We start from the raw sequence: 15010 nt of genomic DNA, 5'->3' as shown, positions 1-15010 counted from the left end.
CGGCTCGGCTACCTCAGCCCGATCGAGTACGAGGAGAAGCACTACGCCGACCAGGCAGCGACCGAACAAGTGAACCTGAAACCACGTCAAACCGCCCTGACCGGCTAGTCAGCCGCCCCGCACAGCGGGGGAACCTCAGAGAAGCAGTCCTGATTCGGGGCGCCGGCCGAGGAGTTCTGAGGTACCTGTGCCGGATGGCACCCGCAGCGGCGGCGATGGGGTGGGACTGGCGGGGTGTCGGGGATGCCCTTGGCGGAGTGGTCGGCCATCTCGCGTACCCGTGCGGCGTGCCCGTCGCACTGCTGGACGACGGTGAGGCACGGGTAGTGGGTGCCGTGATCGACGGCGTGGCGGTCGGCGACGGCGCGGTATTCGGTGGCGAGGTCGGTCTCGGCGTCGTGGAGTCCGGGGAGCAGCACCAGTGCCGTTGGCACTGACAGCGCCTATTTCCGGCCGAGATCTATCCCGGTGGCTGGTTTGGGGTGCATGGTGTGCGGACGGCGCCTCGCCACCCCCGGGTGGAGGCCCCCCTCGGGCCCTGCCGCTCCCCTGTGGCGGGGGGCCCGCCGCGCCTCCCGGCTCCCCACGGGAGGCTCGCGGCTGCCCGTGGGCAGCGTTCCCTGTGCGGCTTGGCAGCGCGGGGCCGGGTGGTTCTCGTGGGCGGGTGGTGCTGATGTCCGGGTGCCGTGCGGCGGGGAGGACGGTGGCCTCGTCTTCCAGGTGGTCGAGGACGGCGTGCATGAGGCGGCGCAGGGCTTCTGCCGGCATCGTTCCAGTGCAGTCGTCCGGTTTCGAGGTCGAGGTGCGCGAAGACACTGGTGAGCAGGTCACCGGGCCGCTGGCGATGCAGATTTTCGTCGATCCGGCCGGTGCTGTCTGTCAGAGTGCCGCCTGCGCGTCGGACGGACCGGCAGCCGGCCAGGGCGACGGCCGAGGCCAGCCCCCGGCCAGGTCGTGGCCCATCGCGTCGACCACGATCCGGTGCCGTCGTCCGTCGTCCAGGCCGTGGTCGAAAGCGTCTCCGCCGACCTCGTAGGCGGGCTCCAGCACGGCGCTGGAGGTGACCTTGTCAGTGCCCGGGGCGCGCGGGGCAGGAACGCCCACACCATCTCCGCTGCGGTGGTCATCGGGCGGCGGCGGGCGATGCGGTTGAACAGGTCGCTGAATCCGTTGTTTCAGACGATGGTCAGGGCGGTCACCGTGGCCGGCTGCGTGGCGCCGTCCAGCAGAACGGTCAGCCGTGACTTCTGCGCAGCGGTGGCTCTGGTCTTGGCTGTTTTGGCGATGCGGGTGCGGGTGCGGGTGCGGGTGGACGGGGTGCAGCGCCACCTGTGCCGGCTGCCTGGTGACTGTCCTTCCACAGCGGGGAACGTGTGGCGTCAGCGTGAGGATGGAAAACCCTCTTTGTCTGTCGTGGGGTGGGAGGGCGGAGACGGCGTGGATGTGTATGAAGCCGTGGGCAGTCGCCGGGCCGTGCGGGCGTTCAGTGATGAGCCGGTGCCCAAAGAGGTACTCGAACGAGTGCTGGCTGCTGCCACGCGGGCTCCGTCGAGCGGGAACCTCCAGCCGTGGCATGTGTATGTCGTGACCGGCGAGCCCTTGGCCGAACTGAAGAGGCGCGCGACGGCCAGGGCACGAGCGGGAGACCCGGGGGATGAGCGGGAGTATCCGATCTACCCGTCCGAACTGACTTCGCCGTATCTGGAGCGGTTTTCCTCCGCGGCCAGCCAGCGGTACACGGCGCTGGGCATCGATCGCGACGACCCCGACAGGCCCATGAAGGTCGCCGCCCTGAACTCGGAGGCGTTCGGGGCGCCGATCGTCCTCTTCTGCTACCTCGACCGGATGATGGGGCCCGGGCAGTGGGGGGACGCGGGCATGTATCTGCAAACGGTCATGCTGTTGCTGAGGGCGGAAGGGCTGCACAGCTGCCCTCAGGTGATGTGGACGATGTATCGCAAGACTGTCAGCCAGACAGTCGGATCCGACGACGGGCTCGTACTGTTCTGCGGTGTCTCGGTGGGATTCGAGAAGGAGGGCGTGCCACGGCTGCGGACCGGGCGGGCGGACATGACAGAAACAGTGAGCTTCATCGGAGTGTGACCGCGAGGCGGCCCGCGGCCTCATCGCGCCGGACTCGTGACCTCGCCGGCCTCCCTGATCATTCCGGCCTCGGTGCCCGGCCGTTCCTTGCGCCGTTCCTCCAGATCCCTGGCCGGCAGCGCCGTCCGCCGCTGGTGCACCCACCGTCCAGGCGGGAAGTCCCTGGACGTCGACCTCGGTCTCGGTGGTGTACGGCAGCGCGGATGGACCGGTGATCTCGTTTCCCTCCCGCCGGCGGAGGTGCGCCTGATAGCCGACCGGCCACGGAGCTGTGTGATCTGACTTGGTGGCAGCCCTTCGTGGCGGCTGCCGAGATGACCGCTTGCTGCAGGGCGGTTCCCACGCCGCGTCGGCGCCATTGCTCGGGGACGCCGAAGGCGAGGATTTTCGCTTCGTGCACCGGTTGTCCCTGGAGGGTGACGGGCGGGCAGCCGGTGTCGGGGCCTATGCAGGGTGCGTGCGTTCCCACGTGGCAAGATGGGTGACTCATGCTTGAACGTACCGTGGTGGCCTACCTGTTCATACTTGGATGTGGCGAACGCGACCCTTGATGATCAGGGTTCTCGAAGCCTTTGATCACGAAACAGGGGTCGCGTTCGCATGTCATCCTCCCTGATCGAGGTTCTCCAGCGCCGCCGCGAAGACGTCGACCTACCGCACGTGCCTGCCGAGCAATCCGAACTCGCCGCACTGGCGGAGGTGTTGGATCGGCTTCCCGATCCACGACGGGTGCAAGGCCGCCGCTACCGGCTGGGGTCACTGCTCGCACTGTGCCTGCTCGCCGTGCTCGGCGGTGCCACCACGCTGGCCGGCATTGCCCGCTATGCCATCGATACCTCTCCCGGGGCGCGGGCGAGGATCGGACTGCGCCGTCCGCCATGCGCGACCACCCCGGGCCGTCTGCTGTCACGTCTGGACGGCGACGCTCTCGACGACGCCGTGGGCGCCTGGCTGGCCCGCCACGCCAGTGACCGGCCGACGAAGGAGCCGCGGAGCTGGTGGGTGTGGCCGTCGACGGCAAGGCCGTACGTGGCAGCCGCACCGGCGAGCAGACAGCCGTCCACCTCCTCGCCGCTGTCCTGCACGAGGGCCAGGCCGTCATCTCCCAGCAGCAGATCGCCGCGAAGAGTAACGAAATCTCAGCCTTCGGACCGCTGTTGGAACGGCTTGACCTGCGCGGATATGTCATCACCGCCGACGCGATGCACACCCGGACCAGCCATGCCGCACACGTCAGCGTCCGGGGCGGGCACTCCATCTTGGTCGTCAAGGGCAACCAGAAAAAGCTCCGCCGACAGCTGAGACATCTGCCCTGGCGTGAGGTCCCACTACAGCACCGCACCCGCGAACAGGGTCACGGCCGGCGCGAGATCCGCCGGCTCAAGGTCTGCACCGTCCAGCCCGGTCTCCTCTTCCCGCACGCCGTGCAGGCCATCGAGGTCAAGCGCCGCCGCACCAGCCGCACGACGAACAGGACCACCATCAAGACGATCTACGCGGTCACCAGCCTCGCCCCCGAACAGACCACCCCGGAACGGATCGCCGAACTGATCCGTGGACACTGGCAGGTCGAGGCACTGCACCACGTGAGAGACGTGGCCTTCGCCGAGGACGCCTCCCGCGTCCGTATCGGCACCGCGCCCCGCGCGATGGCATCCCTCCGCAACCTCGCCATCGGCCTTGTCCGCCAGGCCGGCTGGACGATCATCGCCGCCGCGACGACCACTACCGGTCACGAACGGACCACGCTCTCCAACTACTCGCTCTTGAAGCCTGAGAACCCGTCAACCCTGCTCCTCGACCCCGCCGACATCGCTCAGCTCCAGCACCGCGACGAGCACGAGATCGCTGCATGAGTGGTGCGGAATGCTGGCCTCCCCGTCTCCTGTGGGCTTAACCTGCGGCCATGTGGGGGCAGGGAGCTTCATGGACCAAGAACAAGGCATCTCTCGCAGTGCAACGTCGCCGGCTCGACCGGCACATGCGTCGTTCGCGGCGAAAGCTGCCACCCGACCCGATGGAGCCTTGGCTTGCCCGGCGCCGCATGCGGTTGGGGCTGGGGATCGTGGGCGCGGCATGGGCGACGGTCGTCCTCACAGATGCGGGGCTGATCCGAACCCATGTGTTGAAGGAGACGGACACCGGGATCGCCACCGGGGCCGGATTCGTCGCTGGAGTGCTGGCATACCTGATCTGGCTCGGGGACGCGAGCACGGCGCACGTCTCCAGCGTCGAGGGGAGACCAGTCGTGTCTGCCCGCACGCTCACCGGCGTCCGCACGATTGAACTGGACGCACTGGCCAGTGTCCGCCGGTTCGCTGCGATCGGCCGATACGGCGGCACAATCGATGAGTTGCGCCTGCGAGACCGGCACGGGCTGCGCTTGACGATCGGCCATGACACGCGGGCGGAGGACTCCATACGCCGCGCCGTCGTGAGGGCGGATGCCCAACCCTCCGGCGCATCGGTCAAGGTGACCAGGCACGCCCGTAGCCGCCTGGGCCTGGATCCGCGATCATCCGTTCCCCCCTTCGTGCACTTGTTCTTCGGCGTGTGGGTCATGCTTGCGGCGCTCCTGCTGCCCGCGCTGGGCAGCTACACCGTCGCCTGTTTCCTGGCGGGAACCAGCGCATGGGCCTCGACATCAAGTCATTGACCGCAACCGATACCGAGGAGCATCCGCCTCGACCCGAGCAGGCGCCCACGAAACTCCATCTCAGCACGTGAGAACGCATCACCCCTGGGGGCCTATGGGCTGGACGACGTAGCGGCAGAAGCCTATCGGCAGTGGACCCGCCGAGTATGCGGCGAGCAGGTGGGAGCTCGGGTGGAACTCTGCGGTGAACCGTACCCAGTCGCTCTGGCCGAGTTCGTCGATCAGCGCCCGCACCGGGTCGTCTTCCGGGCGGTGGTCCAGGACTTCCCTGACCTCGATTTCCGTCCCGGGGACGGTAGTGACAGTCCTGCACGGGCGCTACCGGTTTTCCGTGACCGTGCTTGTCGCCCGCCGCTTGTGTGGCCGGGCCCGTACCGTTGCGAGCGCGGACGGCCGCAATGCAGTTCCAGGTCGGTGTCGTAGTGCTGCTGGGCGAGTTCGTATGCCGGCCTTCCACAATTCCAAAAATGGCGGGCGGCGGGTGGGTTCGTCGGCTCAGGCGGGCTCACTCGGCACGATCCTGGGGAAGAGACTGCAGCACAGTTCGGACAGCCTCGACAGCTGTGGACACCTTGAGGAGCAGCTGAGCCTCAGGAGACGAGACGGACTGCGCCGGAAGACCCCAACCGTGCAGTGAAGCGACCGGCTTTCCCACATGCAGGGCGAGGCCGATCGCGCCGAGGGTGCCCCAGCTGCAGCCCCCGGCGATCAGGCGTCGCAGCTGTTGACTGAACGCACGATGTCCTGGCTCGCCGGATGCCGCAGACTGCACCGCCGCTACGAGCGCAAAGCCGAACACTTCCTGGCCTTCACCAGCATCGCCTGCACCCTCATCTGCTACCGCAGACTCACCAAATGAGATGAGGTCTTAGTCGGCAGTCGCGGAGGATCTGACTCGAAAATGGCCGTGCGAGGGCATGGTTGATTGCCCCGGCTGTAGGGCTGGGGTGTGGGAGGTCAAGCGGTTGCGAGGCCGGACGTGTCGACCCCGAGGGCGCGTAGCTCGGCGATGAGCCGTTGCTGCCGGCGCTTGACCTGGTGCGGCTGCTGTTGCCACTGGCAGGGTCCAGGTCGTCGGTGTCGTTGGTGAGCATGTGCCATGTGGCGATAACGATCTTGTGCATGACCGCGACGAGTGCGCGCTTCTTGCCCATGCGTCTGATCAGCCGGCGGTAGTGGGCGGTGAGGTAGGTGCCCTTGGTGTGTGCCGCGGCGGCAGCCGCATCGCCGAGGGCGCCCTTCAGCCAGACGTTGCCGTGCGTCGTGGCGCCTGAGTAACTTCGCCCCGCTGACTGGTTGTTTCCAGGAGCCACGCCACTCCATCTCGCCAGAGCGACTGCGGTGGAGAGGCGTGTCATGTCGGTGCCCGTCTCGGCGATCAGTACCTGTGCGAGGCGGGTTGAGATACCGGGGATGGTGACCAGGAGATCGCGCTGCCGGCGCAAGGGCGCGGCCTCGGCATCAATGCGCTGATCGAACGCGGTGGTCTGCGTATCGATGGCGTCGATGTGGGCCAGGGCCTGGGACGTCAAGAAGGCGTGGTGGTCTTCGAAGCGGCCGGTCAGGGCCTCGCGGAGGTCCGTCGTCTTCGAGCGGGCCTTCCCGACGCCCAGATCGGCCAGCGCCGCCGGGTCACGCTCACCGGCGATGAGTGCTTCGAACATGGTGCGACGAATGAGCGGTGGTGGCACGAAGGACGGGGAGACCAGACCGTGCTGGGCCACCTGGGCGATCCAACGGGCGTCGGAGACGTCGGTCTTGCGGCCTGGCACCCCCTTGATGCCGCGGGCGTTGACCAGCCGGACCTCGAACCGTTCCTCGAGCAGGTAGAACACGGGTTTCCAGTAGTCCGCTGTTGCCTCCATGACCACCAGCTGAACGTCCTGCTCGGCCAGCCAGTCCGACAGCAACAGCAGTGACCTGGTCATCGTGGTGAAAGTGCGGACCTCATCCCGATGGCGTCGTGAACCCTGGGAGATAGGCCCCCGGACGCAGGCCTTCACATCGCCCTTGGACACGTCGAGTCCAGCGACTCTCTCGACCAGCACATCCATAAAGCCACCCCCTCGGAGACCGTCATCGCCAAACGACCCCGGCCTGGTGAGGGCACAGCCAACTTTGAGGTCCTCTCGATAGGCGTGCCCAGCCAGCCCTGAAGCCGAGTTGTGCTCCGCGTGGTGACTCGGTTGCGATCGGCTTGGCCACCTGAGCAAAGATGCCTGCATGAGCCGAGAGACAGACGAGGTACGCGAAGCGATCGCAGGCGAGCTGCGCCTCATGGACCCCAAGGTGCGCGGATCACGCTCGCTTGCCCAGCAACTACTGGACCCGGACTTCGTAGAGGTCGGTGCTTCGGGGCGGCGGTGGACGTGTGACGAGATGCTTGCCTCGATGCCCGAGATGGACGGTGCGGCAGAAGGTGGTCCGCGCTACGAGCCCTCAAAGTTCACCGGAGTCCTGCTGGCCGCCGGGCTGGTGCACCTCACCTACGAGACCACGCTGGATGGAAACCGGGCACGGCGCAGTTCGCTCTGGCGCAAGCAGGGTCCGGACGCAACCTGGCAGATGTACTACCACCAGGCCACGCCCATCCCGCCCGACAGCATGTAACTGCGAGTCTCGGACGGTGATGGTTCGTTGCCACTTGCATGGGAACAACGGAGCGTCTGGCGCCCGACGGGCTGTGGGAGATCTTTCAGCAGCCCTCCGGCGCGGCACGCCAGCCGTGCCACCGGCGGACGGCGATCACGAGCGCCGGACCGGTCGGCGGTCGCTGCCGGTACGGCGCGTACTTCTCCCGCAACAGGGCGACGGCCGCCGGGTACTCGCCCTCGGTGCCTGGCGGCAGCACGCGGGCGGCACCGTCCGCGCGGACCCACCACAGCCGCTCCCAGTTCTCGTCGTACGCGTCGACGAGCAGGCAGACAGCCGGGTGGGCCGCGATGTTGTCCAGCCGTTTCAGCCGCTGCGACCTCTTCGGTTTCCAGTCCACCGCGGTGACGATCTCCTCACCGTGGGCCGCGAAGACGACCGGCACCAGATGGGGGCGCAGGCCCGCGTCCACCGTCGCCAGGCGCGCCACCCGCGCGGTCGTGAACCGGCGGCGCGCCTCGTTCTCGTCCATGTCCGGCACGGTCAGCTCCGATTCAGCGGCGGCCGCGAGCTGTCACCGGTGCCCGGACGTGGCCTCGGCCAGTTCGTCCAGGGTGCGCAGCGTCTGGTCCTCGGGCAGGGTCGGCAGATACAACAGGACTCGTTCGACTCCGAGTTCGGTGTAGGTGTCGAGCGCCTCCCGGTCGTGCCGGCCCGCGTACACCACGACGGACGGGCGATCCCCGGCCGTCTGCCGCATATGTGCGATGCGTTCACCGAGCTTCTCGAGCGGCAGATCGCTCGGCATCCACGCCGCACCGTAGGCGGCGACGCGTTCGAAGGCGCGCTCGCTGTCGCCCCCGACCCAGATGGGCGGATGCGGCTTCTGGACCGGCTTGGGCCAGGCGTAGGCGGGGCCGAAGTCGACGAAGTCGCCGTGGAACTCGGCCTTCTCCTTGGTCCACAGCTCGATCATGGCGCGGATGCGTTCGTCCATGAGCCGTCCGCGGACGGCCGGATCCGTCCCGTGGTTGCGCATTTCCTCGCGGTTCCAGCCCGCGCCGACCCCGAACACGGCCCGGCCGCCGGAGATCAGATCGAGAGAGGCGACCTCCTTCGCGGTGTGGATCGGGTCGCGCTGGACCACCAGAGCGATGCCCGTGCCCAGGAGCAGGTCACGGGTCACCGAGGCGGCCGCGGCGAGCGCCACGAACGGGTCGAGCGTCCGGTAGTAGATCCGCGGCAGCTCACCGCCCCCTGGGTACGGGGACTCCCGCTCGACCGGAATGTGCGAGTGTTCGGCCAGCAGCAAGGAGTCGAACCCGCGCTCCTCCAGGGCCGGTCCCAACGCCTTGGGCTCAATGCCCTCGTCGGTGACAAATGTCGACACTCCGAACTTCATCCGTGACCACCTCGTCTCGTCGGCACACCTGCTGTCAGTGTGACGCGGCCGGTCGCAACTCGTCGGGTACGGCGGCCCGCGGCGTGGCGCCCAGACCCTGTGCCCGGTGTCACTGCCCGGCCGACGCGTCGGCCGGCCGCTGCAGGGCGCGCGATCCTGGCTGAGGACGGGTAGCTGCGCTTCCAGCAGGCCATGGGCACCGCCGCGCTCACCGAGGCTGTGGGGGCGCGCCGCAACCGTCCGCGCCTCCGCCGACCACGACGGCCTCTACAGCCATGAGTGGCGGGAGGGGAACGACGCCATGGACCGCGTCGACCCGGACCGGAACAACCCCACCCCGGCCCGGCTGCTCAGTAGCTGTTGAAGGCTCGCATCATCCTGGCGTGGCGTCCGATGACGGCGCGGCCGTCGGTGTAGATGCCGGGCTGGGCCTTGTCGAGGGCGCGCAGCGGGAAGGTGTAAGTGAGGGTGCCCCGGTCGCTGTTGGTGGTGTTGACGTGGGGGTTGCCGGTGATCACGACTGTGGTGCCGTTGTTCTGGATGTTGCTGTCCCGGTGGCCGGTCACGATGTCTTCGGGGGAGTCGCAGTAGCCGTAGCAGGGCTGGCCGGTGAAGGCGAAGCCGGTGGGGGCGGTGAACGTCTGGGTGATGACTCCGGGGTTGACGGGCTGGCCGGAGGCTGAGCTGAGCTCCATGAGGAGCAGGGCGGGAGTGCCTCCTGTCAGGCGACGTCAATGCCCAGCCCCCTGTCCGGCCGACAGAACTCGCACGGACGGAAAGACTGCGGGTCCTTCACCAGGGCCTGTCGGGCGCCCTCGGCGGTGATGGGCCGAGTGCCGCGCTGCGCCATGGTGCAGTCGGCGCGGTGGACATCGGCCCCGAGCGGATGCCTTTCGCTCAACTGCTGCTCCACCATGTACGGCAGGGTGGGGACCTCAAGTGCCGACCGCTGGGGCTGTTGCCATTGTCTGTTCGGCGTCGGCCTCCCAGCCGCGGCGAGCGCCGCCCGAACCGCGTCAGCCTGAAGCCGCAGATAGATCTGCACCGCCTGCCTGGTCCTCTGCGAGCTGCTGCTCAAGGTGCGCAAGGATTACGCGCAGGCGCGCGGGATCCAGTGGCAGCGCATCGCTCGTGCGTTTGATTTTAGGGTGCCGGGCCAGCAGCGCACGCCTCGGCCACACGGGACGCCCCAGGATGGACACGGCGAGGGCGCATGACGGCGCATTGCTCGTCCGGCGCATTGCCTCTTCGCGACGCGCACTCATAGTGACAATGCGTAAGCAGAGGGTAGCTATCCGCTGAAGCGTGGTCGCACGATCCAACAGAGGGGCACATGAGCGAGCAAGAAGTCACCTTCTACACCCGAACCAACTACACGGGCGACGCCCACACATATGTGGTCGGAGCCGACGAGAACCTCTACCCGGGCGGACTCAACGACAAGTTCAAGTCCGTCAGGGTCGGCCGGAAGGCCAAGGTCCTGGCCTGGCAGCACGCCAACCAGACCGGCAAGTACCAGGAATGGGACATCGATCAGCCTGACATCTCTGACATCGGCGGACTGACCCGGTTCAAGGTCGTCGAGAGCACGACCTTACCCATCGTGGTACGGCTCCAGGACCTCACCGGCGCCCCAGCCAGGCGGTACAGCCTGAAGATCGCTTCGTACGACGTCGGGGACACCATCGCCTATTCTGGCGACCCGGAGTACGGTCTCGTCGGCGTCATGCCCGAAGACGGCCCGCCGGTCACCACCGCCATCTACGTCCGAGACGAGCACTCTGGCGTCTACGTCGCCGTGGGTGCCATCTACTTCGTCTGGAACTCCAGCACCAAGTCGATCGACGTCGCCGACGCCTCGAACGTGCCCGAGAACCTGGACTACTCGCGAGACGGCCGCAACCAGTTCACCTTCAAACTCACCGAGGTGTAGCCGCTGGCGGCGCCGTACAGGCGACGAAGAGGCCGGAACATCCCGTGCTCCGGCCTCTTCGTGTCGAAGCCGAATCAGCAGTGGCCAACCATCTCTGAGTAAGAGATCATCTCGTTTGGTGGCTTGAAGTGAAGGTGCCCCGGCGGGCTGGGTCTTGGAGATCACGGCCGGCCCAGTCCAGGTCCGGCCGGCGTCCGGGGTGACGTAGACCGCCAGGGTGTTGGAGTCCCGGGGCACCATGACGGCGAACCGGCCGCGGTGAGACGGATCGGCTGCCGCCCATGGGACCGGGCCAGCGGCCGCACCCAGCCCCGGGGTCGGCACCAGGGCCCCGGTGAACGCCGCAACAGGTATTCCCCGGCCGTCGTTCACCGTCGTGTTCGTCCACGTTTTGCCGTCGTCGTGGCTGACGTGGAAGTCCACCGGCTTGCCCGCCTCTTGCGAGGCGGACACGAGGATCCCGACATACACGGCGATCTCACGTCCCGGGTAGCCACACACAAGCGGAATGCCCGGCGCCACCTCGATACAGGGCATTGGGCCCGGGATCACCCGCGAGTCCTTGCTGAACGTCTCGCCGCCGTCAGCACTTGCGGAGACCGCGCTCGGGTACTCCCACGCCGCTCCCGCGACCGCCTAGACCTTGCCGGTCCCGGAGTCCACCCGCATCTTCGGGGCGCCGCCGAGGAGAAGTGGCGTGGACACGGGGCCGGTCCAGATCTTGCCGCCGTCCGTCGACTTCGCAACCTGGTTGTGGTTCAGCAGGTTCGCGTCCAGGCCCGAGCCGACCTGGTTGTTGTCCACGTACACGGTGCCCTTCGCGTCGAACTGCACGCTCGGCTCACCGCACTTGTGTGCCGCGTCCTGACGGTCGCACCGTACAACCGGGCCGAAGCCTGGTCACCAGGACGCGGACAGCGGCACCCACGACTTTCATACCTGGTACGAACCCGATCGAGTCGACGTTCTCCACGGTCAAGCTGCGCACGAAGGTCACCCGCGGGGCGGGCAGCCCGGCAGCGGCACTCGCGATGGTCTTCAAGCTCGTCGAGTCCGCCCAGGCTCGGTGGCGAGCGATCACGGGAGCCCACCTCGTCGCGCTCGTGCGCTCCGGCGCCCGATTCGAGAACGGCGTCTTGGCCGAACGGACAGACACGAGGGCCGCGTGATCTTACGGTTCATCTCGCAGGCTGTCCCCGCCTGGAGCAAAGGAGAACCCGATGGACGCGCAAGCAGCCTCCTCCCACCACGTCGTGCAGCGGTACTTCCAGATGTGGAACACGGGCGACACCTCGATCGCTCCGGAAGTGCTGAGCCCGGACTGGACCGACCATGCACACCCGGAGGTGACCGGGCCCGCTGACGTTCAACGCGCCGTCACGCAGACGCACGCCAGCCGACCAGGACTCCGATTCCACATCGACACGATCCTCGGCAGCGACGATCTGCTGTCCGTGGTCGGCGGCGTCGGCCACGAAAGTCGCCCAGGCACGATCGACAGCCATCTCATCTGGCTGATCCGACTCCTCGACGGTCAGATGGCCGAGATGTGGACCTACCGCCGGAACACTCCCTGACGATTCTGATCCACAACTCTTGACGATTGCTCAAGTGGTGGTGTCCCGTCACAGCGGGGTTCAGTCGATGCCGATGAGAGCGAGCGAGTGCGGAGCGACAAACCAGGTCGACGTGGATCAGTGCGGTACCCGATCATTCGTTCATGCCCCTGAGAGAGACCCTTACCCGAGTCGATGCAGACCTGGCTGCCGGCCGGGTTCCCGTCGCGCGCCAGCGTTTGCGCGGTCTCCTCTCATCCTTCCCTTACGACCTGACGCTCCGCCGGCGTCTGGCCGAGGTGTACCGGCTCTACGGCGACGACGCCGAGGCCGGACGCTGGATGTACCTCGAAGAGGACCGCAACGCCGACGAGACCGCTGCCTTCGAGGCGCGGTACGGGTCTCCCGGGTGGCGGATGAAGGCCCTCGCCTGGCGCGGCCCCGAGGCGACGGCTGCCACGGCCTTTGCGGAGGGGCAGCTGGTCGCAGTGCGGACCGCCTGCGCCGAGGAGCTGGGACACTCCGTTGACTGGGACGACCCCGCCTCCTACCGGGACGGCCTGGACGAGAAGTACGAGACGCCCCCCGAGCCGTGGACGGTCGGCGGCGTGCTGGCGGGCGTCGGCTGCCTGGTGGGGATCCTTGCGTTCCTCGCGATCTGGGTGAACGGCGTCGTTGCCCTCTTCGACTGACCCAGGTCACCAGGGCCGGTGAACAGGACACCTGGCGACGAGTGAAATGATCTAGCGGTGTCTGCTGTGATCACGGCGTCGCAGCCGTCCTGGATAGCCCCGTTCACCGGGTTGAGCCCTCGCTGTTTCGGCGCGTTGGTGACGCAGTTGCGGCACGAAGGAGCTGACGCGGTCCGCAGAGGTCGGCCGTGGAGCCTGCCGCTGGGGGAGTGGGTGCTGCTGGTCACGGCGTACTGGCGCACCAACTTGACGCTGCGACAGCTCGCCCCGCTGTTCGGCGTCTCGAAGTCCGCAGCTGACCCATCATCAGCCACCTTGGCCCCCTGCTCGCGCTCAAGCCCCGCAGGTGGTTTCGTAAGGAGACGGTGCTCATCGTAGACGGAACCCTGGTCCCCACCCGCGACCACACGGTGGCCGAGCGGTCGAAGAACTACCGCTACTCCACCAACCACCAGGTCGTCATCGACGCCGACACCCGGCGCGTCGTGGTGGCCGCTACCCGGAAGCCGCAACGATTGCAAGGCGTGGGCACTGTCCGGAGCCAAGGCCGCCGTCGGCCGCACCACTGTGATCGCCGACGGCAGCTACCGAGGCACCGGCCTGGTCATCCCGCACCGCCGCGAGCGCGGGCAGAGCGAGTTGCCGGCCTGGAAGGAAGAGCACAACACTTCCCACCGCCAGGTCCGCGCCCGTGTTGAGCACGCCTTCGCCCGCATGAAGACCTGGAAGATCCTCCGCGACTGCCGCTTGAAGGGCGACGGCGTCCATCACGCGATGAGCGGCATCGCCCGCCTGCACAACCTCGCGCTCAGCTGATAGGCAAGCAGAGAGGGCGGTAGCCGATCACGGTTCACCATCGCCAACTCCAACCACCGCAACCACATCGCACAGACCCGAGCCCTCCACGCCTACCTACGCTGGCGCAACGCGAACACCCGCCACCCCGACGTGCTGGCGGCCCAACGCCGCGAACGCGCCCGTATCCGCAGCGAGAAGGGCATCCGCTGGGGCGGCCGAAGTCAGGTAGCCGCTGCCTGAACTGCCAGCCCTCCCCGGCGGCCACACACTACGGTGGGATACATGTCCGAGCTCTCCGTGCGGGATTTCTATGACGAGTTGGCCCACGACTACCACCTGATGTTCCAGGACTGGGACGCGAGCATGGCCTACCAGGCCGAGGTACTGGGCGGGCTCCTCCGTCAATCTCTCGGCGCGGGAGCGCACACCGTCCTGGACTGCTCGTGCGGGATCGGCACCCAGGCCATCGGGCTGGCCCTGGCCGGGCACCAGGTCGTCGGGAGCGACCTGAGCCCGGTCGCCGCCGCGCGCGCCGCCGCTGAGGCGGCGGCCCGGGGCAGCCGGCTTCCGGCCGCTGCGGCTGACATGCGCCAACTGCCGTTCAAAGAGATGTCATTCGACGTCGTGCTCTGCGCGGACAACTCGCTCCCGCACCTACTCTCCGGGCAAGATCTCCGGGCGGCACTCCTCGGCATGAGACGGGTGCTCCGAGACGACGGACTGTTGATGATCACTGTTCGGGCCTATGACGAGACGCGCCAGACCAGACCCACGGCGACACCTCCCCAGGTCTCGGAAACACGCGACGGCCAAGTGATCACCTTCCAGCTGTGGCACTGGCATGAAGACGGCGAGCGCTACGACCTGGAGCACTTCCAGCTCATCTCCGCGGAGACCACCTGGCATGTCCGAGTCCGCCGAAGCACCTACTGGGCGCTGACGCCCCCGCAGCTGACAGAGTTCGTGGCTGAAGCCGGCTTCACCAACATCACCTGGCACAGTCCGGCCTCCAGCGGGTACTACCAGCCCGTGCTCACCGCACAGCGCGCTCCCTCAGCGCAGTAGTCCAGACATCGGTTCCGCCCTGCCTGGCTTTCCGCTCATCCATAGCAAACCGGCGAACCTTGCCGGTCACAGCACTAGTGTGATGCGCCAGAAATCCTGAGGGTTAGTTACTACCCTGTTGGCATGTCGCATTCGGGACCGTCTGCTGTGGCGATCACACTGTCCGAGGCTGAGCGTGCCGAGTTGGTGCGCCGGACGGAACTGCCGCACCGG

General features: G+C 67.5%; 18 protein-coding genes and 5 pseudogenes. 14 read left to right on the top strand and 9 right to left on the bottom strand.

Annotated elements, in window-relative coordinates; translation table 11 throughout:
• Nucleotides 1–194 precede the first annotated feature (194 nt).
• On the top strand, nucleotides 195–437 hold the full coding sequence (locus JF597_RS50890) for a hypothetical protein (protein WP_294013260.1): 243 nt from the start codon (nucleotides 195–197) through the stop codon (nucleotides 435–437).
• Nucleotides 438–879: 442 nt separating this feature from the next.
• Here the strand turns inward: JF597_RS50890 and JF597_RS50885 are convergent, their stop codons facing one another.
• Nucleotides 880–1104 (bottom strand): hypothetical protein, encoded by a 225-nt coding sequence (locus tag JF597_RS50885; protein WP_294013258.1) that lies wholly within the window; start codon nucleotides 1102–1104, stop codon nucleotides 880–882.
• A 333-nt stretch (nucleotides 1105–1437) separates the two neighbouring features.
• Here JF597_RS50885 and JF597_RS50880 point away from each other — a divergent pair, with 333 nt between their 5' ends.
• Entirely contained in the window at nucleotides 1438–2103 is a 666-nt protein-coding gene (locus JF597_RS50880; RefSeq protein WP_294013263.1) for a nitroreductase, read from the top strand.
• A gap of 58 nt (nucleotides 2104–2161) precedes the next feature.
• On the opposite strand, the gene JF597_RS55915 is transcribed toward JF597_RS50880, so the two are convergent.
• Entirely contained in the window at nucleotides 2162–2593 is a 432-nt protein-coding gene (locus JF597_RS55915) for a GNAT family N-acetyltransferase (protein WP_366916572.1), read from the bottom strand.
• Between the two features lie 110 nt (nucleotides 2594–2703).
• Here JF597_RS55915 and JF597_RS55910 point away from each other — a divergent pair.
• The 3 genes and pseudogenes from JF597_RS55910 to JF597_RS50870 form a co-directional block, all read left to right on the top strand.
• Nucleotides 2704–3045: pseudogene (locus JF597_RS55910) on the top strand (transposase family protein); the annotation flags it as partial.
• Between the two features lie 56 nt (nucleotides 3046–3101).
• Entirely contained in the window at nucleotides 3102–3959 is an 858-nt protein-coding gene (locus JF597_RS50875) for an ISAs1 family transposase (RefSeq protein WP_294013256.1), read from the top strand.
• A gap of 50 nt (nucleotides 3960–4009) precedes the next feature.
• Nucleotides 4010–4759, top strand: a complete 750-nt coding sequence (locus JF597_RS50870) for a hypothetical protein (RefSeq protein ID WP_294013253.1) — start codon at nucleotides 4010–4012, stop codon at nucleotides 4757–4759.
• Between the two features lie 78 nt (nucleotides 4760–4837).
• On the opposite strand, the gene JF597_RS50865 is transcribed toward JF597_RS50870, so the two are convergent.
• Entirely contained in the window at nucleotides 4838–4993 is a 156-nt protein-coding gene (locus tag JF597_RS50865) for a hypothetical protein (RefSeq protein WP_294013250.1), read from the bottom strand.
• 484 nt (nucleotides 4994–5477) lie between these two features.
• Between JF597_RS50865 and JF597_RS50860 the strand changes: the two are divergent.
• Nucleotides 5478–5618 (top strand): annotated as a pseudogene (locus JF597_RS50860) (IS5/IS1182 family transposase); the annotation flags it as partial.
• Here the strand turns inward: JF597_RS50860 and JF597_RS50855 are convergent.
• Nucleotides 5608–6813: a transposase gene (locus tag JF597_RS50855; protein ID WP_294013248.1), complete on the bottom strand. Its 1206-nt coding sequence runs from the start codon at nucleotides 6811–6813 to the stop codon at nucleotides 5608–5610. The pseudogene JF597_RS50860 and the gene JF597_RS50855 sit on opposite strands and share 11 nt — an antisense overlap.
• A 169-nt stretch (nucleotides 6814–6982) precedes the next feature.
• Between JF597_RS50855 and JF597_RS50850 the strand changes: the two genes are divergently transcribed.
• On the top strand, nucleotides 6983–7369 hold the full coding sequence (locus tag JF597_RS50850) for a nuclear transport factor 2 family protein (RefSeq protein ID WP_294013245.1): 387 nt from the start codon (nucleotides 6983–6985) through the stop codon (nucleotides 7367–7369).
• An 85-nt stretch (nucleotides 7370–7454) separates the two neighbouring features.
• On the opposite strand, the gene JF597_RS50845 is transcribed toward JF597_RS50850, so the two are convergent.
• The 4 genes from JF597_RS50845 to JF597_RS50830 form a co-directional block, all read right to left on the bottom strand.
• Nucleotides 7455–7892, bottom strand: a complete 438-nt coding sequence (locus tag JF597_RS50845) for a TIGR03668 family PPOX class F420-dependent oxidoreductase (protein ID WP_294013241.1) — start codon at nucleotides 7890–7892, stop codon at nucleotides 7455–7457.
• A 33-nt stretch (nucleotides 7893–7925) separates the two neighbouring features.
• The gene (locus JF597_RS50840; RefSeq protein WP_294013239.1) at nucleotides 7926–8753 is read right to left on the bottom strand and encodes an LLM class F420-dependent oxidoreductase; all 828 of its coding nucleotides are present in this window, start codon (nucleotides 8751–8753) and stop codon (nucleotides 7926–7928) included.
• A gap of 350 nt (nucleotides 8754–9103) precedes the next feature.
• Nucleotides 9104–9448: a hypothetical protein gene (locus JF597_RS50835; protein ID WP_294013237.1), complete on the bottom strand. Its 345-nt coding sequence runs from the start codon at nucleotides 9446–9448 to the stop codon at nucleotides 9104–9106.
• Nucleotides 9449–9474: 26 nt separating this feature from the next.
• Nucleotides 9475–9798: a DUF6233 domain-containing protein gene (locus JF597_RS50830; protein ID WP_294013234.1), complete on the bottom strand. Its 324-nt coding sequence runs from the start codon at nucleotides 9796–9798 to the stop codon at nucleotides 9475–9477.
• Between the two features lie 288 nt (nucleotides 9799–10086).
• Between JF597_RS50830 and JF597_RS50825 the strand changes: the two genes are divergently transcribed.
• Nucleotides 10087–10686 carry a beta/gamma crystallin domain-containing protein gene (locus JF597_RS50825; protein WP_294013231.1) on the top strand — a complete coding sequence of 200 codons (600 nt, stop codon included), beginning with the start codon at nucleotides 10087–10089 and terminating at the stop codon, nucleotides 10684–10686.
• 636 nt (nucleotides 10687–11322) lie between these two features.
• Here JF597_RS50825 and JF597_RS50820 read toward each other — a convergent pair.
• Nucleotides 11323–11520, bottom strand: coding sequence for a hypothetical protein (locus JF597_RS50820; RefSeq protein WP_294013228.1), 198 nt, complete (start codon nucleotides 11518–11520; stop codon nucleotides 11323–11325).
• Between the two features lie 110 nt (nucleotides 11521–11630).
• Here JF597_RS50820 and JF597_RS50815 point away from each other — a divergent pair.
• The 6 genes and pseudogenes from JF597_RS50815 to JF597_RS50790 form a co-directional block, all read left to right on the top strand.
• A pseudogene (locus JF597_RS50815) lies at nucleotides 11631–11855 on the top strand (IS256 family transposase); the annotation flags it as partial.
• Between the two features lie 51 nt (nucleotides 11856–11906).
• Nucleotides 11907–12263: a nuclear transport factor 2 family protein gene (locus tag JF597_RS50810; protein WP_294013225.1), complete on the top strand. Its 357-nt coding sequence runs from the start codon at nucleotides 11907–11909 to the stop codon at nucleotides 12261–12263.
• Nucleotides 12264–12406: 143 nt separating this feature from the next.
• Nucleotides 12407–12934 (top strand): DUF6584 family protein, encoded by a 528-nt coding sequence (locus JF597_RS50805; protein WP_294013223.1) that lies wholly within the window; start codon nucleotides 12407–12409, stop codon nucleotides 12932–12934.
• A 57-nt stretch (nucleotides 12935–12991) separates the two neighbouring features.
• A pseudogene (locus tag JF597_RS50800) lies at nucleotides 12992–13750 on the top strand (transposase).
• Nucleotides 13751–13780: 30 nt separating this feature from the next.
• Nucleotides 13781–13972, top strand: a pseudogene (locus tag JF597_RS50795) (integrase); the annotation flags it as partial.
• 42 nt (nucleotides 13973–14014) lie between these two features.
• Entirely contained in the window at nucleotides 14015–14797 is a 783-nt protein-coding gene (locus tag JF597_RS50790) for a class I SAM-dependent methyltransferase (protein WP_294013220.1), read from the top strand.
• Nucleotides 14798–15010 lie beyond the last annotated feature (213 nt).

The organism is Streptomyces sp. (assembly GCF_019510245.1).
Lineage (GTDB): Bacteria > Actinomycetota > Actinomycetes > Streptomycetales > Streptomycetaceae > Streptomyces.
This window is presented reverse-complemented; position numbering and strand designations above follow the sequence as displayed.